The sequence below is a fragment of the Actinomadura sp. WMMA1423 genome (assembly GCF_006547145.1).
Lineage (GTDB): Bacteria > Actinomycetota > Actinomycetes > Streptosporangiales > Streptosporangiaceae > Spirillospora.
Genome location: NZ_CP041244.1, coordinates 5,152,318 through 5,170,354, shown reverse-complemented (window position 1 = coordinate 5,170,354; position 18,037 = coordinate 5,152,318). Strand labels below are relative to the sequence as shown.

General features: G+C 71.7%; 19 protein-coding genes. 8 read left to right on the top strand and 11 right to left on the bottom strand.

Annotation, left to right across the window (positions count from 1 at the left end; translation table 11 throughout):
- Positions 1–28 precede the first annotated feature (28 nt).
- The 8 genes from FKD65_RS23935 to FKD65_RS23900 form a co-directional block, all read right to left on the bottom strand.
- Positions 29–1,285 (bottom strand): MFS transporter, encoded by a 1,257-nt coding sequence (locus FKD65_RS23935; RefSeq protein ID WP_141579608.1) that lies wholly within the window; start codon positions 1,283–1,285, stop codon positions 29–31.
- Entirely contained in the window at positions 1,282–2,550 is a 1,269-nt protein-coding gene (locus FKD65_RS23930; protein WP_141579607.1) for an ATP-grasp domain-containing protein, read from the bottom strand. The genes FKD65_RS23935 and FKD65_RS23930 overlap by 4 nt, the downstream gene beginning before the upstream one ends.
- Before the next feature lie 21 nt (positions 2,551–2,571).
- Positions 2,572–3,690 (bottom strand): amidinotransferase, encoded by a 1,119-nt coding sequence (locus FKD65_RS23925; protein ID WP_141579606.1) that lies wholly within the window; start codon positions 3,688–3,690, stop codon positions 2,572–2,574.
- Entirely contained in the window at positions 3,683–5,173 is a 1,491-nt protein-coding gene (locus FKD65_RS23920) for an iron-containing redox enzyme family protein (RefSeq protein ID WP_141579605.1), read from the bottom strand. Before FKD65_RS23920 ends, FKD65_RS23925 begins: the two co-directional genes overlap by 8 nt.
- Entirely contained in the window at positions 5,170–6,255 is a 1,086-nt protein-coding gene (locus tag FKD65_RS23915; RefSeq protein ID WP_141579604.1) for a 50S ribosomal protein L11 methyltransferase, read from the bottom strand. The genes FKD65_RS23920 and FKD65_RS23915 overlap by 4 nt, the downstream gene beginning before the upstream one ends.
- Positions 6,252–6,614, bottom strand: coding sequence for a Rieske 2Fe-2S domain-containing protein (locus tag FKD65_RS23910; RefSeq protein ID WP_141579603.1), 363 nt, complete (start codon positions 6,612–6,614; stop codon positions 6,252–6,254). Before FKD65_RS23910 ends, FKD65_RS23915 begins: the two co-directional genes overlap by 4 nt.
- Positions 6,615–6,734: 120 nt before the next feature.
- On the bottom strand, positions 6,735–8,150 hold the full coding sequence (locus FKD65_RS23905; protein WP_141579602.1) for an iron-containing redox enzyme family protein: 1,416 nt from the start codon (positions 8,148–8,150) through the stop codon (positions 6,735–6,737).
- Positions 8,151–8,799: 649 nt separating this feature from the next.
- Positions 8,800–9,783 (bottom strand): helix-turn-helix domain-containing protein, encoded by a 984-nt coding sequence (locus FKD65_RS23900; protein ID WP_141579601.1) that lies wholly within the window; start codon positions 9,781–9,783, stop codon positions 8,800–8,802.
- Positions 9,784–9,891: 108 nt separating this feature from the next.
- Between FKD65_RS23900 and FKD65_RS23895 the strand changes: the two genes are divergently transcribed.
- Together FKD65_RS23895 and FKD65_RS23890 are read left to right on the top strand one after the other, a co-directional pair.
- Entirely contained in the window at positions 9,892–10,350 is a 459-nt protein-coding gene (locus FKD65_RS23895; RefSeq protein ID WP_141579600.1) for a rhodanese-like domain-containing protein, read from the top strand.
- Between the two features lie 201 nt (positions 10,351–10,551).
- Entirely contained in the window at positions 10,552–12,012 is a 1,461-nt protein-coding gene (locus tag FKD65_RS23890; protein WP_141579599.1) for a DEAD/DEAH box helicase, read from the top strand.
- Between the two features lie 70 nt (positions 12,013–12,082).
- On the opposite strand, the gene FKD65_RS23885 is transcribed toward FKD65_RS23890, so the two are convergent.
- Both FKD65_RS23885 and FKD65_RS23880 read right to left on the bottom strand, forming a co-directional pair.
- On the bottom strand, positions 12,083–12,892 hold the full coding sequence (locus FKD65_RS23885; RefSeq protein ID WP_141579598.1) for an acyltransferase: 810 nt from the start codon (positions 12,890–12,892) through the stop codon (positions 12,083–12,085).
- A 96-nt stretch (positions 12,893–12,988) separates the two neighbouring features.
- Entirely contained in the window at positions 12,989–13,465 is a 477-nt protein-coding gene (locus tag FKD65_RS23880) for a hypothetical protein (RefSeq protein ID WP_141579597.1), read from the bottom strand.
- A gap of 171 nt (positions 13,466–13,636) precedes the next feature.
- On the opposite strand from FKD65_RS23880, the gene FKD65_RS23875 reads away from it, so the two are divergent.
- Together FKD65_RS23875 and FKD65_RS23870 are read left to right on the top strand one after the other, a co-directional pair.
- Positions 13,637–14,161 carry a peptidylprolyl isomerase gene (locus tag FKD65_RS23875; protein WP_141579596.1) on the top strand — a complete coding sequence of 175 codons (525 nt, stop codon included), beginning with the start codon at positions 13,637–13,639 and terminating at the stop codon, positions 14,159–14,161.
- Between the two features lie 66 nt (positions 14,162–14,227).
- Positions 14,228–15,124, top strand: coding sequence for a rhomboid family intramembrane serine protease (locus tag FKD65_RS23870; RefSeq protein WP_141579595.1), 897 nt, complete (start codon positions 14,228–14,230; stop codon positions 15,122–15,124).
- A gap of 142 nt (positions 15,125–15,266) precedes the next feature.
- On the opposite strand, the gene FKD65_RS23865 is transcribed toward FKD65_RS23870, so the two are convergent.
- Positions 15,267–15,524 (bottom strand): cell division protein CrgA, encoded by a 258-nt coding sequence (locus FKD65_RS23865; RefSeq protein WP_141579594.1) that lies wholly within the window; start codon positions 15,522–15,524, stop codon positions 15,267–15,269.
- Between the two features lie 81 nt (positions 15,525–15,605).
- Between FKD65_RS23865 and FKD65_RS23860 the strand changes: the two genes are divergently transcribed.
- From FKD65_RS23860 to FKD65_RS23845, 4 genes are read left to right on the top strand one after another with little or no spacing between them, the layout of a single operon-like run.
- Positions 15,606–16,361 (top strand): DUF881 domain-containing protein, encoded by a 756-nt coding sequence (locus FKD65_RS23860; protein ID WP_141579593.1) that lies wholly within the window; start codon positions 15,606–15,608, stop codon positions 16,359–16,361.
- A 23-nt stretch (positions 16,362–16,384) separates the two neighbouring features.
- Complete coding sequence (locus tag FKD65_RS23855; protein WP_240809573.1) at positions 16,385–17,029, top strand: class E sortase; 645 nt, start codon at positions 16,385–16,387, stop codon at positions 17,027–17,029.
- Between the two features lie 8 nt (positions 17,030–17,037).
- On the top strand, positions 17,038–17,226 hold the full coding sequence (locus FKD65_RS23850; protein ID WP_141579592.1) for a hypothetical protein: 189 nt from the start codon (positions 17,038–17,040) through the stop codon (positions 17,224–17,226).
- Between the two features lie 6 nt (positions 17,227–17,232).
- Positions 17,233–17,835 carry an aminodeoxychorismate/anthranilate synthase component II gene (locus tag FKD65_RS23845; RefSeq protein WP_141579591.1) on the top strand — a complete coding sequence of 201 codons (603 nt, stop codon included), beginning with the start codon at positions 17,233–17,235 and terminating at the stop codon, positions 17,833–17,835.
- Positions 17,836–18,037 lie beyond the last annotated feature (202 nt).

Sequence of the window (18,037 nt, the reverse complement as noted above, 5' to 3'; positions counted from 1 at the left end):
GGTGCGGCCGCCGCCGGTGACGTGCGCCTCAATCGCCGGCCTCGGCCGCCCCGGCCGGCTCCAGGGCGGGCTCGGGCTCCTGCGCCGGGCGGCGCCGCGCCAGCCCGGCGCCCGCGGCGACGGCCGCGGCGCCCACCAGCCCGAACGCCCCGGTCAGCACCCAGACGCCCGAGCCCCACGCATGCCAGGCCGCTACCCCGATCATGGGGCCGACGGCGTAGCCGACCTGCTGGGGGATCGTCGCCGCCGCGATGTAGCGGGCGCGCAGCGCGGGCGGTGCCACGAGGCCGGGGTAGGCCATCATTGACGGAGCCGCGATGATCTCCCCGAACGTCCACACGACCGTCGCGAGGAGGAGCAGGGCGACGGGCGTGGGGCCGGTGTAGATCAGGTGGCCGACGCCCAGCATCGCCATGCCGAGCGCCATCGGCACCCCGATGGGCAACCGCTGGAGCCACTTGGACAGCAGCACCTCGAAGGCGATGACGATGCCCCCGTTGACGGTCAGCAGCATCGCGAACATCCGCTCGTCATGGCCCGAGCCCGTCACGAACAGCGGCAGGGCGGCCGACGACTGGATGTAGGTCATGGCGGTGAGGAAGAGGCCGAGCACGACGAGCATGAACCGCCGGTCGGCCAGCACCTGCCCGTAGCCGGCGCGCTCCCCGCCGGAGCCGCCGCCCCCGGTCTCGGGCTCGGCGTCCGACCGCAGCGCCACGTAGGCGATCACGCCGAACGCCAGCGACGTCGCCGCGTCCACGTAGAACAGCGCGTGATAGGACGCGTAGGTCAGCAGCAGCGCGGCGCCCATCGGGCCGACCGTCGAGCCGACGTTGAACGTCAGCCGCAGCACCGAGAAGACCATCACATGCCGGTCCTTCGGCGTCAGCTCCACGACCCACGCCATCGCCGCCGGCCGGTACGCCGTCGCGGTCAGCCCCGCTCCCCCGGCGACGAGAGCGCCGACCCACATGTTCGGCACGTGCACGAGGGCCGCGGTGAGCACCGCCGTGCCCGCCATCGAGCCGACGATGACCCAGCGGTACCCGACACGGTCGGCGGCCGCGCCGCCCACGGCCGACCCGGAGATCCGTCCGATCATGAGCGCGGTCAGCACGACGCCGCTCTCCCACGCGCTGAACCCCTCGCCGGTCAGAAACAGCACGAGGAACGCGTTGAGGAACGCCGCCAGGTTGCTGACCAGGTTCCCGAGGACCAGGATCCGGACCGTCCCGCTCATCTCGCGCAGCGTCGCGAGGATCGTCGGGTGCTCCGCGGACGTCATGGTGCCTGCTCCAGCGGGGTGCCCTCGAAGGTGAAGTACCGCCCGGCGTCCGGGACGGCGGCGCGGGTCCGCTCCAGCGTCTCCCCGACCGCGATCACGTAGCCGCAGCGGGCCAGCCCGTTCGGAGGCAGCCGCACCTGCATGCCCGGCTGCACGGCGAGCTCGACCTCCGCGACCGGCGGGCGCATCAGCTCCCTGTGCGCGGTCGCCGAGGTGATCTCCATGTCGTGCGGCGGATAGCCGAACCGGATGGAGGCCGCCCTGCGCGGCTTCGGGAACGCCACGGCCGGCGCACGGCGCGCCTGCACGTCGGCGGCGGCCAGCGGCCCGTCGACACCGGACGTCAGCAGGCCGAGGTAGGGGATCATCCCCCCGCCGAGCCGGACGTTGATCTCGATGACGTGCTTCGCGCCGTCCGGGGTGAGCTTGAACTCGATGTGCGTGTACCCGTCGGCGAACCCGACCGCCGCGTGGACGCGGGTCAGCATGTCGTGGAAACCGGTGTCGGACAGCAGCGGGTCGTTCGCGTCGACGTCGTGGCCGATCTCCTCGAACGCCAGGGTGCCGCTGCCGCCGAGAACCTTGCGCGCCACGATGAGCGGCGTGCACTCCCCCTCGAACAGGACGCACTCGACGGAGATCTCCGGGCCGTCGAGGAACTCCTCGACGATCACGTAGTCGTCGAACTGGCGGATGCCGCCCATCCGCGTCCGGTCGGTGAGCGCGAACGCGGCGTCCAGGTCCTCGGGCCCCTCCACCTTGCTGAGGCCGAGGCTGCCGCCGAGGTTGCGCGGCTTGACGATGAGCGGGTAGCCGATCTCGCCGGCGAACGCCCGCGCCTCCTCCAGCGACGACACGGCGCGGGACGCGGGCTGCGGGAACCCGGCGTCCCGCAGCGCCTCCCGGGTCGCGGACTTGTCCCGGCACCGCGCGACCGCGCCCGGGTCGAGGACGGCGAACCCGAGCGCCGCGCTGAGGTGCGCGGACGTCTCGATGTAGACCTCGTCGTAGCAGAACACCCCGGCGACCTCGTGGACGCGGGCCACGTCGCGGGCCGCCGCCGTGAGCTTTTCCAGGTCGAGGCAGTCGACGACGGTGTGCCCGGCGATGTAGGGCTCCTCCCAGCTCGCCGGGGACGGGTTGAGCAGCCAGAGCCGGTACCGCTGCGACACCGACTCCAGGATGTACTCGCGGTAGACCCAGTAGCTGCTCGCGACCAGGAGAAGGAGCGGACGCTCGCCGCCCGCGGGCGGGTCATACGACATACGGACCTCGATCGCAGGTAGTCAGGAGAAGTAGTCCTCGGGCCCGCCGCGGCGGCGGACGTCGAGGGTGGCGCAGTGGAAGCCGCCGCCGAAGGTGTTGACCGTGCGGAACGGGACGGGGATGGGGGTGAACCCCTCCTTCTCCAGCACCCGCAGCAGCTCGGTCTCCCGCGCCTCGACGAAGATCCGTTCCTGGTCGAGCATCAGGGTGTTCATGGCGATCCACCGGCTGCAGAAGTACATCGTCTGGTCGGCGGGGATGGCGGGCTCGGGGCAGACCACCGTGTCCCAGCCGGCGAACATCTCCGGGAGTTCGGGCACCCGCTCGGGATTGACCAGCACCCGGCCGGGGCGCAGCGGGACGAACGTGGCGTTCATGTGCATCGGGTGGTCGTCGGCGAACGCGACCTCGTGCACCCGGAACTCGCCGCCGAGCAGCCGCCGCACCCACTCGATGCCGAACCGGTTGGTGACGTGGCTGCGCTGGACGAGGATGTCGCGTCCGAACCGCATGAAGTCGCCCGCGTCCACGATGGGCTCGAACTCGGTGATGACCGATGTGGCGTCCGGGAACGGGTCCTCCAGGGACATGGTCTCCGGCTTGGCCGCGGCGTAGCCGGGGTTGAAGGACTCGTCGGTGAGCTGCGGCTTCGGCGCGGCGACCCAGCGGGCGCCGCGCCGGAAGTAGTCCTTGAAGATCGTCCGGAACGGGTGGGTGGCGAAGTAGTACGACCGCCAGCCCATCGTCGCCTCGACGATCTGGTCGCCGGCGACCAGCGCGATGTCGCGGGGGAAGGTGTGCGACGAGCCGCCGGTGGACGTCCAGCCGGCGGTCCCGAACGGGCGCGACTGGTCGACCGGGTCGGGGCGCCGGACCGTCACGCCCTCGCCCTCGAGGATCGACACGAACCCCTCGAGCTCCTCGCGGGCCGCCTCGACCTGCTCCTGCGGGAAGCCGCCACCGCCGTTGCGCCGGTAGAAGTCCCACGCCTCGGGCGGGACGGTCGCCTCGATCGCCGGATGCCACGGCGGGACGGCGGCGCCGTCGATGACGCCGACGATCACCTCTTCCAGCGGGTCCCACTCGTTGTAGGAGCCGACCGGTGAGGACGGCCCGGCCTGCGGTGCGGTCTCAGTCATCGAGGGGCGTCCTTTCGACGGAACGAACGGTGACCCGGGCCTCGGGCGAGGCGGCCTTCACGCCGTGCAGGCGGCCGCGCGGCACCAGCAGCACGTCGCCCGTGCCGAGCCGGTGCGGGTGGTCGGTCGCCCACGCGTACACGTCCACCTCGCCGCTCGTGACCTCCACGAGCCGGTCGGAGTCGTACACGCCGGTACAGAAAGGGCTGTCCGGACGGAGCATGCTCGTCTCGGCGTCGTCCAGTGCGGAGGACGCCAGTGCGGCGCCCGCCTCGGTGTGCCGGTCGAGGTTGTCGGCCCAGGCGATCTGCGCCCGGAAGTCTGCGTCGCCCAGGCGCAGCAGGAGCTTGGTGTCCTCGATGCCGCGCACCAGTTCGGGGATGACCAACTCACCGTGGGCGCGGGCCAGGCCGAGCAGCAGGTTCTCGTAGGTCATCCGCCCGTGGTGGACGTCGATGTGCGCGTGCTCGTCGCAGTACTTGGCGTCCACGCGGTCGCCGTAGACGGCGCGGAGCATGGCGCCGGTGTCGGCGAACCCCTGCGCGAACAGCCACTCCAGGTACGTCACCGCGGCCATGTAGCGGAACATGCCGCGGTGGTCCTCGGTGAGCCAGTTGAAGTAGTTCACCCCGACCAGGGAGCTGGTCAGGTAGAAGTTCCAGTAGGCGTGCAGGTCGGTGCGCAGCCCGACGCTGGCCAGCATCTCCTTGAAGATCGTGCTGTGCTTGGCGCCGTAGACCCCGTACCCGAACTCGTCGTTGAAGATCTTGAAGAGCTCGGACTGCTCGACGCCGTAGGAGCCGCCGAGGTTGCGCGCCATCGCCGACGCCTCGGTCAGCGCGTCCAGGGCGAGCTGTATGAGGTGCAGCGCCGCGGCCTCCTCCGGCTGCCGGCACTCGGTGATCAGCCGCATGGTGCCGGTCACCTCGGCCGCGGCGTCCACCGCCGGGTTGCTCCCGGTCATGTCGGCGGGCGCGCCTGCCCCGCTGACCTCGGTGAGGAAGTACGCCTGTAGCTCGTCCAGCGTCCGCACCGGCGGGACGGTGACGGCGTCGTCCAGGAAGGAGTAGGCGTACCGCTCCAGGCCCGGACGGACGGCGTCGCGCAGGGCCCGGACCTCGTCGCCGTAGAAGAGGCCGAAGTCGTCCTTCGCGGAGGCCAGCCCGGCGGGTGGCAGCAGGATCATGTCGCTCTCGTAGGCGTTGCACAGCACGCGCCCCGCGATGAGCTGACCGGCGCCGAGGAACTCCGCCTCCGTCGCCGGGACGGAGAAGTCCCGGAGGCCGGCGCCCGGCGGGCCGATCGGCCGCCGGAACGGGTTGCCCTCGATGTAGACCTCGGGACCCGGCCGGAAGATCCGTTGCGAGCAGTAGGCGGCGAGGGCGCTCGCCGCCGCGGGCGTCGGCGCCGTACCCGTCGTCACCATGCGGGTGACCGGGGTGCCCGGCGTCACCGTGCCTGTCGCCTCCGTGGCGGCGGTCACGCGACCACCTCCTCGGGCCCCACCTCGAAGCGGACGCACTCGCCGTCGTGGGCCGCGACCAGCGAGAGCGGCAGGTCCGGCTGGACATGCACCGGAAGCGGCAGGCACTGGATCGCCTGCTTCCAGTGCGAGTCGCCGTCGGGCCCGTTGTCGACCACGATTCCCGGCAGGAGCTCCATCTCGAACCAGAAAGCGACCGCGTGCATCGTGCCCGCCGCCGTGGGCCGGACCGTCAGCGCCGTGCGCTGGGGCCGCGCGTCCGCGGTGTAGAAGTCGAACTCGAACACCGTCGTCGGCTCCGACAGCGTCCGGTGCTCGTGCTTGGCCAGCCGGGAGTCGAAGTACTCCAGCGTGGACAGCCCGTTGAAGGGCGCGAGGTCGAACCCGTACAGCTTGCCGACGTGGTTCTTGCGGTGCAGCGGCTCGCTCTCGATCAGCTGCGCGATGATCCGCCCCCGCGACGGCATGATCGTCGCGTTCGGGGCGAGGAGGTGCTCGCGGGCGTGCGCGATCGTGCCGAGGATGCCCTCGCCGAGCAGCCCGCAGTCGACGATCTCGGTGACCAGCAGGTCGGCGCGCCTCGGCAGGTCGCCGGGCACCGTCATGCGGGTGGACATCTTCGACACGACGCTGACCGCGTCGTCGTACCCGGCCACCCGGACCACCCGCGCGGCCGTCTCGGCGACGGACGGCTGACCCTCGCAGGCCACGACGTCCCGTGCCCCGGCTCGGGCCGCCATCATCGCGAGCAGGCCCGACCCGGCGCCGATGTCGAGGACCATCGCGTCCGGGGCGGCCTCCACCGCCTGCCGGATCGCCCGGTCGTACAGCTCGGCGCGCTCCTCGTCGTGCAGCATCTCCCAGTGCCAGCGGGGCACCGTGCGCCGGACGGCCCGGTTGCGGCCGATCACGGCCTCCTGGTTGCCCGCGTCCATGCCGAGGATGAGCTCGAAGGCCCTGGCGGCGTCCTCGTAGCGGCCCTGGTGGTGCAGTTCGCGCCCCCACTTCAGGAACTCGCCGAGCTCCAGTCCGTCGCGGATCTCGGCGACCGCGCCCTGCGTCTGCGGCTGTGCGCTGTTCATCGGCTCTCGGCCCCTTCGTCGTGGGTCGGGTCGGGCGGCAGGTTGGCGAGGATCTCCTTGTGGATGACCGAGACGGGGGCGTCGTCCTCCGGCAGGACGACCACGGCCTCGTCCCCGCTGCGCACCATCGGCAGGCAGGAGCGCTTCACGGCGGCGACACCGACCTTGGTGCCGTGCCACGGGCAGCTGAGCCTCCGCCCGTCCGGGGTGCGGCGGGCAAGGCTGAGCGGGCCGCCGCGGTGCGGGCAGTGGTCGCGGACGAGCAGCGAACGTTCGCCCTCGTGGAGGACGAAGTAGCGGTCGTGGCCGACCATCACGGTGTTGTGCCGGCGCAGATCCATCACGATGACGCGGGCCATCGGCTCCTCTTGTCTTTCGGGCGCGGCCGGTGACGGGCGGGGACGGCACTTGGGCATGGCGCAGTCAGGCGGGGCGGGAGAGACGGGAGTCTTGGTGGGAGAGCGGAGAGCGGAGAGGCGTCAGGCGGGGGTTGTGGCGGGTGTTGTGGCGGGGGTCACGGTGTGGAGGAGGCAGGCGGTTTCCGGCGTCACCGGCCGGATCCCGTAGAGGCGCCCGGCGGGGATCAGCAGGGCCTCGCCGCGCGCCAGCCGTTCGGGCGGTCCGGTGGGCGTCGTGACGAGGTCCGCCTCGCCGCGTTCCACCTCCAGGACGATGTCGCCGTCGTGGGTGCGCGTCCCGAACGAGCTCTCGGGGGTCAGCACGACGCGCCGCGGCGCTTCGGACCCGGTCCGCGCCGAACCGGCGAGTTCCCGGTGCCGGGGGAGGTCGTCCGACCAGCGGATCTGCGCCGCGGTGTCGTCCTCGAACCAGCCGCCGATCAGCCGCGCCTCCGCGACGCCGCGCAGCAGCTCGGGGACGACCCGCGGGCCGTGCCGCCCGGCGAGGGCCAGCAGCACCTGGTCGCGGGTGATGCGCCCGTGGTGCTCGTCGATGTGCGCGTGCTCGTCGCAGTAATGCAGATCGACGGTGTCGCCGAATATGCCGCGGAAGACCTTGACCATCTCGACGAAGGCGGGCGCGAAAACGGCTTCGGCATAGGTGACGGCGCCCGCGTAGCGGAAGAACTTCGCATGGTCGCGCGACAGGTAGTAATAGTAGTTGTTCGTCGCCAGCGGACCGGCCAGATAGAAGTTCCAGTACGCATGAACATGGGTCGCCATGGCGCGGCTGCGCAGCATTTTGGCGAAGATCGTGGTGTGCTTGGCGTCGTAGACCCCGTAGCCGAATTCATCGATGAAGATCTTGAATAGGGCGGACTGCTCGGGCCCGTAGGCGCCGGCGAGATTGCGCGACATCGCGGAGGCCTCGGTGAGGCCGTCCAGCGCGAGCTGCACCAGGTACAGGTCGGCGGCGGTGCGCCTGTCGCGGGCGCCGGCGATGGCGGTCAGTGCGGGCGACGGCCCGGCGGCGGCCTCGTCCACGACGTGCTGGAAGTAGGCCTCCAGTACCTCGGGCGTGGCGGCGCCGCTGACGTCCACCGCCTCGTCGAGGCAGCCGAACGCGAAACGTTCCAGCGCCGAGGCCGAGGTCTCCCGGAGTTCTTTCAGCTGCGGCCCGTAGAAAAGGTCGAAATCTTCGTACAGCCCGTCGAGCCCCTGTTCGGGGAGGAGCACCGTCTCGGCCTCGTAGTAGGTGCCGAGCAGCCGGTGTGCGGCGAGGGAGCGATGGGCCGACCACTCCCCGGGCCCCGGCGGCCGGTCGAAGTCGGACTCGGCCAGCGAACCGGGCACGAGCATGCGGCGATAGGGGTTGCGTCCGTGGACGACCTGGGCGTCACCACGGAACAGCGGATGACCGGCGAACGCCAGGATCCGCTTTCCGAAGGTGCCGCCGGCGCGGGTGGCGGCAGGGGCCGCCTCTGGTTGAACTGTCATTAACTTGTACCGTTCACCTGACTACTTCGAGGGTCGGGTGTAGCTGGAGGCGTGCGCGGCCGATTGTGTCGGCCAGGGTCACTAAGAACGGCTTCTATTTGTTGGCGGGGTGAACAAACGCTGCGGGGTGGATTTGGCCTCTCACGATCGGTAAGCGGCCGCTTCCTGTTGACGCGGGGCAGATTAACAAAGGCCTGGGCCGCCGATCAATGATCGAGCTGGAACTTTGTGTCAAACGGTCGGCATTCCTGGTTTGCCGCCGAACGTTTCGGTCGCGACCGAAATGATCTTGCGGGCATCGGGGCCGACCGGCGCGGGCGCTCGTCCGCGCGCCCTGGGGGCGTGCTGACCTCGCCGCCCCGCCGGCGGCCCGCCGGCACCCGCCGGCCCTTGCCGGACGCAACACGCCCTTGACATCGATGACCTCGATCGGTCAGAAAACTCCGGGGACACTCCCCGGTTCGGGACTGTAACCGGACGGTAACCTCAGGCCGGGCCCGGAAGCGGGCCGAAGGCCGACCCCGTCCAACCGCGTTCCTGGGCGGGGGGCGCATCCAGACTCCGGGCAGGGAGCACACAGACGCGGCGGGTTCCGCGGCCGGGCCGTCCGCGACGCGTCCGCCGGAGGGCAGGTCCTTCCGGCGGAAGGTCAGGCGCCTGCGGTGGTGCGGAAGGTGCGCCGGTAGGCGGACGGGGAGGTCCGCATCGTCCGGGCGAAGTGGTGCCGGAACGTCGCCGGGCTCTCGAAGCCGACCGCCGCGCCGACCTCCTCGACCGGCGCGCCGCCCTCCTCCAGCAGCGGGAGCGCGGCCAGCACGCGCTGGCCTACCACCCAGCGCAGCGGGCTCGTCCCGGTCCGCAGCTGGAAGCGCCGCAGGAACGTGCGGGGCGCGAGGCACGCCTCCCGCGCCATCCGGCCCACCGTGATCGGCTCGGCGAGATGGTCGAGAGCCCACGCCATGGCCCGCGCGATCGGGTCGTCCTCCCCCGGCGGGACCACCGCCGCCTCCACGAACTGCGCCTGCCCGCCGTCCCGGTGCGGCGGGACGACCAGGCGCCGTGCCACCGCGTTGGCGACCCGGGCGCCGTGGTCCTTGCGGACGAGGTGCAGGCACATGTCGAGCCCCGCCGCGCTGCCCGCCCCGGTGAGCACGTCGTCGCCGTCCACGTAGAGGACGTCGGGCGTCACCCGGACGTCCGGGTAGCGGCGGCGCAGCAGGTCGGCGTACCGCCAGTGCGTGGTGGCCTCCCGCCCGTCCAGGAGCCCGGCGGCGGCCAGGGCGAAGGCGCCGGAGCAGATCGACACCACACGGGCGCCCCGCGCGTGCGCCTCGCGGAGGGCCGCGACGACCTCGGGCGTCGGGTCCCCGTGGACGTCGGGCACGGCGACGACGAGCACCGTGTCCGCCGACGCGAAAGCGTCCAGGCCGTGCTCGGCCGACATCGTGAAACCGCCCACCGCCCGCATCGGGCCGCGCTCCTGCGAGCAGACCCGCAGGTCGTACCAGGGGACCCGCAACTCGGGCCGGGGCAGCCCGAACACCTCGACGACGGTGCCGAGCTCGAACGGCGCCATTCCGTCGAACACCAGCACCGACACCGTGTGCCGGCGGGACGGGGAGACGAGGTCCATGGCGAGATCTTAGCGATAGACGGCATTCGCGCCACTTCCGGACAGTTCACCGGCACCGGAGGATGAGGTGGCCACGAGAGAGTTCTCACGTTCCGAAGGAGCCCGCAGATGAACACGGTCACCGCTCCCGCCGCCACCGCCGAAGAGGCGCTGCGGCACTTCGCCGCCCGCCTGGCCTTCGAGACGGACGTCTCGGACGTAGCCACCCAACTCGCCGAGGGGACGCCCGGTCTCGTGGTCGTCGACACCCGGAGCGCCGAGAGCTGGGCGCAGGGCCATGTCCAGGGCGCCGTCCACCTGCCCACGGCCGAGATCGCCGAGCGCGGCGCCGCGGTCGTCCCCGCGGACGCGACCGTGGTCGTCTACTGCTGGGGGCCCGGCTGCAACGGTGCACAGAAGGCGGCGCTGGAGTTCGCGAAGCTCGGCCGCCCGGTCAAGGAGATGCTCGGCGGGTTCGAGTACTGGGCGCGGGAGGGCTACCCCGTGGAAACCGGTGGCGGCGCCGTCACGCGGCGTTCCCCCGACCCGCTCACCGCCCCCGTCGACGGCGTTTCGTGTGCATGCTGAGCATGGAGTGACGAATGTTCCTTCCGGGACGGGGCATAAGGTCGTCCCCCGACGACGTTAGACTCTAGGTATCAATCTTCGGCGCCGACGCTGGCGCCAGGCTCGTCCTTGCAGGCCACGCCCACAGAGGTGCCTCCCGAGACGTGCCCCCCTCTCGGAAGGTAATGCGTGACCACAGCTGCCGCTGCACAGAACCCGACCATGCCCGCCATCGCGGACGAGGAAAAGGTTCCCACCTTCGCCGAGCTCGGCCTTCCGGCCGTGCTGGTGAGCGCCCTGGTCCGCCAGGGCATCGAAGCCCCGTTCCCGATCCAGGCCGCCGCGATCCCCGACATCATGTCGGGCCGCGACGTCCTCGGGCGCGGTAAGACCGGTTCCGGCAAGACCCTGGCGTTCGGGCTGCCGCTCCTGGCCCGCCTCTCCGGCCGCAAGGCCGCCGCCAAGCGCCCCCTGGCGCTGATCCTCGTCCCGACCCGCGAGCTCGCCCAGCAGGTGCAGACCAACCTGGAGCCGCTCGGCCGCGGGCTCGGCCTGCGCTTCAAGACCGTCATCGGCCAGACCTCGATGTTCAAGCAGATCGACGCGCTGCGCCGCGGCGTCGAGGTGCTCGTGGCGACCCCGGGCCGCCTCAAGGACCTGATGCGGCAGGGCGCCTGCGACCTGTCCGACGTCGAGATCGCCGTCCTCGACGAGGCCGACCACATGGCCGACATGGGCTTCCTGCCCGACGTCACCGACATCCTCGACTCCGCCAAGCCCGGCGGGCAGCGGCTGCTGTTCTCCGCGACCCTCGACAAGGACGTCGACGTCCTGGTCAGGCGGTACCTGAACGAGCCGGTCACGCACGCGATCGGCCCGGTGGACGAGTCCGTCGCCACCATGGACCACCACCTCCTGCTCGTGGCGCCGAAGGAGAAGAGCGCCATCACGGCCGAGATCGCCAACCGCGAGGGCCGGACGATCCTGTTCGCCCGCACCAAGCACGGCGTCGACCGGCTCGCCAAGCAGCTCACCCAGGCGGGCGTCCGCGCCGCGGGCCTGCACGGCGGCAAGAGCCAGGGGCTGCGCACCCGCACCCTCGCCGAGTTCCGCGAGGGCACCATCAGCGTGCTGGTCGCCACCGACGTCGCCGCCCGCGGCATCCACGTCGACGACGTGTCCCTGGTGATGCACGTCGACCCGCCGGCCGACCACAAGGACTACATGCACCGCGCCGGGCGCACCGCCCGGGCCGGGGAGCGCGGCACCGTCGTCACGCTCGTCCTGCCGCACCAGGTGCGCTCCACCTCGGCGATGACGCGCCGCGCCGGCATCAACGCCCCGCGGACCCGGGTCACCACCGGCGACTCCGAGCTGGTCAAGCTGACCGGCGCCCGGCAGCCGTCCGGCATTCCGATCGAAGAGCCGATCATCCCCGAGCGTCCCGCGCGCCGCGAGGGCGGCCGGGGCCGTCCGGGCGGCCGCGGCCGCGGCCGCGGCCCGCGCACCTTCGACCGCGAGGGCGGCAACCGCCGTCAGGGCGGCGAGGGCGGGCGCGGCGAGCACCGGTCCTACTCCTCCGGCGAGCGCCGCGGCGGCGGTCCCCGGACCACCGGCGGCTCGCACGGCAACCGCCGGGGCGCCTCCTACGGGGGCGACCGCCGGACCGCCCGCACCAGCTGACCGACACCGGAAGAGCCCCGCACGCGAGTGCGGGGCTCTTCCGCGTTCTCCGGCCCGGACGGCGAGCCGGTCAGCCGGCTTCCTCGCTCAGGACGTCCCCGTCGCGGGCGGCGGACTCGGCGCGCAGCCTGTCCTGGAGGATCTGGAGGCCCTCCAGGCCGTCCACCGAGAGGGCCGCGAGCTCGTCCAGGGACATGAGGGGGTCGGTGCGCAGGGGCGGCTGCCAGCCGTTCTCCTTGTCGTGGCTGCGCAGGACCTTGGCGGGGACGCCGCCGATGACCGAGTGGTCGGGGAACTCGCCGCGGACCACGGCGCCCCCGGCCACGGCGACGTTGCGGCCGAGGCGGGTGCCGGGCAGGATGATCGCCCCGGTGCCGATCCAGCAGCCGTCCCCGATGACGACCGGGTTGTTCTCCGGCCACTGCCGCCCGATCGGGGTGTGCAGGTCGCCGTAGGTGTGGTTCTGGTCGGTGATGTAGACGTTCGGCCCGGTGAAGACGTCGTCGCCGATGTCGATGGACTGGTGGCCGACGATGTGGGTGCCGCGGCCGAGCGAGCAGCTCGCGCCGATCCGGACGATGACGTCCGGCCCGAGGTCGAGGCCCGGCACGAAACCGGCGGAAATGGTGACGTGCGTGCCGACCAGAGTGTGGTCGCCGATCGAGATCCAGGGCTCGCCGTAGATGGCGCCGGTCGGGAACCCGATGCAGGCGCCCTCGCCCAGATGGGCGAACCGGCGGCGGCCCGGAGTGTGCGGGGTGATCTCACCGTGCCGCTGGATCCACGCCCAGCCGCGGTGCACCGCCGTGTGGACGCCCTGGCGCGCCCGCTGCCTCGCGCGGGCCGCCAGTACCTGCCGGAGGGGGCGTTTCGGCGACATGGCGTTCACCGTACCGGTTGGTAGCCCCCGGTGGCCGCACGGGGACGGGGAAGGGCCCGGCCGTGTGCGGCCGGGCCCTTCCCTTCCCCTGTGCGCTCAGTGCGGCGAATGCACCTGGCCGTCGACGTCGGCACCGCTGACCGTCATGGAGTCGGCCGAGGTGGCGTTGTGCGCCTGCTCACCCGATCCCTTGGCCATGTCGCGGATCGTGCCGCGCCGCGTCGCCACGGCGCCGGCCACTCCGACGGCGGCGACCACCCCCATCATCGCCATGAGGGCGCCGCGCCCGGGCTTGGCGGACCGCTTCGGCGGCTCCACCCGTCCGGCGACGTCGCTCAGGAACGTGCTCACCCGCGGGGCGAGCCCGGTCTCCACATACCGGGCCGCCTGCCGGAGCCTCGGTGCGCTCCATCCGCGGACGACCAGCACACGTTCGTTCGCGATGGGGCCGATCCGCTCGGCCGCGACGGCGGCGTTCTGCCGCCACATGTCGGCGCCCTGGCGGGCCGCCTCCTGGACGCGGCCGAACCGGCCGGCGACCTCGTCCTGCGGCTTGCGGCGGATACTGATCATTAGGGACACGCTAACCTCCCTGTTTGCGAGGTCCTGACAGGCAGCCTTCCCAGCGAACGAAAGGTAAACACCGGAGGCGTGATGAAGTGTTCACGTACGGTGATGTGTTCGGGCGGCGCCGAGACCGCGCAGTGGACGGTACAGAACCCATCTCAAGAGGAGGCGGCCACCGTGGCCAACGAGATCTTCGCGACCCTCAACACGTCGCTGGGCAAGATCGTGATCCAGCTCTACCCGGAGCAGGCGCCCGAGACGGTGGCGAACTTCGTCGAGCTGGCGGAGGGCACCCGCACCTGGACCGACCCGCGCACGGGCCAGAAGTCGGACCAGCCGCTCTACAACGGGACGATCTTCCACCGGGTCATCGACCAGTTCATGCTCCAGGGCGGCGACCCGCTCGGCACCGGCACCGGCGGTCCCGGCTACCAGTTCAAGGACGAGTTCCACCCCGACCTGAAGTTCAACCGCCCGTACCTGCTGGCGATGGCGAACGCCGGGCCCGGCACCAACGGCTCCCAGTTCTTCATCACGCTGAGCGTCGCGCACACCCAGCACCTGACCGGCCAGCACACCATCTTCGGCAAGGTCATCGAGGGCACCGACGTCGTCGACCGGATCGGCAAGGTTCCGACCGGGCGTATGGACCGTCCGAAGGAGGACGTCGTCATCGAGTCGGTGACGATCGAGCGCCGTTAGTCGTTGGTCAAGGTGAGACCCCGTGACGGGTAAGAGCCGTAACGTTACGGCCCTACGGAGCCGCTGATGAGCACAGACCAGAGTCCCGCCCCCGAGACCTCGGTGCCGACCTGCTACCGGCACCCGGGTCGCGAGACGTACGTGCGCTGCACGCGCTGCGACCGTTTCATCTGTCCCGACTGCATGCGGGACGCAGCGGTCGGGCACCAGTGCGTGGAGTGCGTCGCCGAGGGCAACCGCGGGGTCCGCAAGGCGGTTCCCCGAACCGTCCTCGGTGCGCGGGGCCCGGCGTCAGCCGTGCCGGTCGTCACCTACACGCTGATCGGCCTGTGCGTCGCGGCGTATCTCGCCGAGCTGGCGTCCTGGCGCGTGGTCTGGGAGTTCATGATGCTCGGCCGGGGCGTGCTGCCGGGCGGCGAGGTCGGCGGGGTCGCCGAGGGCGAGTGGTACCGGCTGTTCACCACGATGTTCCTGCACCAGCGCGGCGGATCGTTCGGCATCACCCACATCCTGTTCAACATGTGGGCGCTGTGGGCCGTCGGTCCCGCGCTGGAGCAGGTGCTCGGGCGGTGGCGCTTCCTCACCCTGTACCTGCTGTCGGGGCTCGGCGGCTCGGTGCTGCTGTACCTGGTCGGTGCCCCGCAGGACTCGGCGGTCGGCGCGTCCGGCGCCATCTTCGGCCTGTTCGGGGCCTACTTCGTGATCGGCCGCAGGCTCGGCGGGCCGGTCGGCCCCATCGTGGTGCTGCTGGTGATCAACCTGGTGATCACGTTCTCGGTGCCGGGGATCTCGTGGCAGGGCCACGTCGGCGGCCTCGCGGTGGGGGCGGCGCTGGCCGCGGCCTACGCCTACGCGCCTGAGGCGCGGCGCCGGCTGGTCCACGTCGCGGCGCCGCTGGTCGTGCTGGCGCTCCTCGCGGGGCTCGTGATCCTCAGGACGGCCGAGCTGAGCCCGGCGGTGTAGCCGCGGGTGCGGACGCCGCCCGCGCGCCCGGCCACCCGGCCCGCACGCGGCGGCGTCCGCGCTCCGGCGCCTGTGGAAACCCCCTGTGGAAAACCTGGGGAAAGGCGCGGTGAGCGATCCTCAACCTGTGGATAACTCGCGATCAGCGCCAGCGGGTCGAAAGGATCACACCGAGGATGATCGCCGTGAAGCCGATCCCCAGGTTCCAGTTGTGCAGGTCGGTCATGAACGGCACATCCGTACCTGTGCTGGCCGTCACGTAGAAGACGGCGATCCAGATCAGGCCGACGAGCCACAGCCCGACCATGGTCGGCACGAGCCAGCGCGGGCTGACCTCGGGCGCCTTGGACTTCTGCGGGGGCGTGTAGACGGCCTTCTTGCGCACTTTGGACTTGGCCACGGTGGGATCGATCTCCTCGGGCGTCCGGCGGCCGGAGCGCCGGGCCGCGCTTGGGTGGTTTGTCGGTTAGCGTAGTCGCTGGTGAGCAGCGTACGGCGTCCAGCGTGGGGAAGCATCATCCCAGTTCTCACGCTCCTTGCGGGAACCCTGTTCGCGGCGAGCGCGAGCACGGCCCGCGGCACGAGCCTGCGCGAGCAGGGCCGGACCAGGATCACCGAGCTGATCACCGCGGAGCAGCGCCGGGCCCGGCAGGATCGCACCGAGTACCGGCGGTTGCGCCGCCAGGTCGACGGTATCTCCCGAGAGGCCGGACGTCACGATGCCCGGGTGAAAAACGCTCAGGCGGAGGCCGACCGGCTGGCCGCCGAGGCGGGGTTCACCCCCGCCGCCGGGCGGGCCGTCCGGGTCTCGCTGGACGACGCGCCGCTGCCGAAGTCGGGCGAACTGCCTCGCGGCGTCCGCCCGGACGACCTCGTCGTGCACCAGAGCGACGTCCAGTCCGTCGTCAACGCGCTCTGGGCGGGCGGGGCCCGCGCGATGCAGATCATGGACCAGCGGGTGATCTCGACCAGCGCGGTGCGGTGCGTCGGCAATACGCTGATCCTCCAGGGCGTCGTGTACTCCCCGCCGTTCCGGATCACCGCCGTCGGCGACCCGGTCCGGCTGCGCGCGGCGCTCGGCGCGTCCCGTGAGATCGCGGTCTACCGCAAGTACGTCCGCGCCTACGGGCTCGGCTACGCGGTGCGGACCGTGGAACGCGCCACGTTGCCGCCCTACACCGGCAACGTGACCATGAAGCACGCTACGGTTCCGGCGGAACCGCCCAAAGGCGGCTGAACCCCCCAGCAGAGGAGGACGCGGTGCGCACGGTGATCCGTGGCATGGGCGAGCTGTGCATCACCGCCGGGCTGGTCGTCATGCTGTTCGTGACGTACGAGCTGTGGGGCACCGGCCAGTACACCAAGGGGGCGCAGGACCGGCTCGACGACGAGATGCTGCGGAACTGGCGGGCCACCAAGGTCACCACCGAGAAGGTCAAGCTCGGCAAGGGGCTGGCCGTGATCCGCATCCCCCGGTTCGGCGATCACTACCGCTTCGTCGTGATCGAGGGCGTCGACCGCGCCGACCTGCGCAAGGGGCCCGGCCACTACCCGGGCAGCGCGCTGCCCGGCCAGGTGGGCAACTTCGTGATCTCCGGGCACCGCACGACCTACTCCGCTCCGTTCAACCGGCTCGGCGAACTGGACCGCGGCGACAGGATCCTCATCGACACCCGGGACGAGCAGTACGTCTACAAGGTCACCGACCGGCGGATCGTGAAGCCGTCGGCGGTGGAGGTGACCGCGCCCGTCCCGTTCCACCCCAAGCGGCGCCCGACCGAGCGGCTCATCACGCTCACCACCTGCCACCCCAAGTACTCCGCCGCGGAGCGGATGATCATCTTCGGCGAGCTGACCGAGGCGCTGCCGCGCGCGGCATCGGCGCGGCAGGCCGCCGGCACCTAGGAGGCCCCGTGTACGCCTGGATCTGGCGCCGGCTGCCCGGCGCCTGGCAGACCAAGACCGCGACCGCGCTCGGCATCCTCGCCGCGGTCGCCGCGATCCTCTGGTACCTGGTGTTCCCGTGGGTCGAGCCCAAGGTCCAGTTCGACCACGGAGTCGTCCAGGACCCGGCGCCGACCGGCTCCGCGACCCCGGGCTGACCCGCGATGCGCGTCCTCGTCGTCGACAACCACGACAGCTTCGTCTACAACATCGTCCAGTACCTGCTGGAGCTCGGCGCTGATTGCGTTGTCAAGGACCGCTCGGACGTCGCCGTCCAGGACGCCTCGCACGTCGACGGCGTCCTGCTCAGCCCCGGGCCGGGCCATCCCGCGGACGCCGGCGTGTGCCTCGACCTCGTCCGGGACGCCGAGCGCCGCGGCACCCCGCTGCTCGGCGTCTGCCTCGGCCTCCAAGTGATCGCCCACGTGCACGGCGCGACGGTCGCCCGCGCGCCCGAGATCGTCCACGGCTTCACGAGCGAGATCGGTCATGACGGCGCCGGCGTCTTCCGCGGCCTGCCGGACCCGTTCGCCGCGACCCGCTACCACTCGCTCGCCGTCGTGCCCGGGACCGTCCCGGCGGACGTCCTGGAGGTGACCGCCCGCACCCGCGACGGGGTCGTCATGGGCCTGCGCCACCGGAGCCGCCCAGTGGAGGGCGTCCAGTTCCACCCCGAGTCGATCCTCTCGACCGCCGGCCACCGGCTGCTCCGGAACTGGCTCGCCACCTGCGACGACCTGCGCCTTCACGGGGCCGGCACGGGGTAGCGCTCCCATCTCACACAAACTCAGAAAATTTCGGTTGAAATCCGTAACGTCCCATGAGGGTGGGACGAAGACCATGATGAAGGGCTTCCGCCATTGCCCCCGAGTGGCGGAGGCCCTTCTCTCATGCCCGGGCCCGTCCGGCCTTGCCGCCCCGCCCGCGGACGTCCGAGGGCCCCGCCTCCTCGCGGAGACGGGGCCCTCG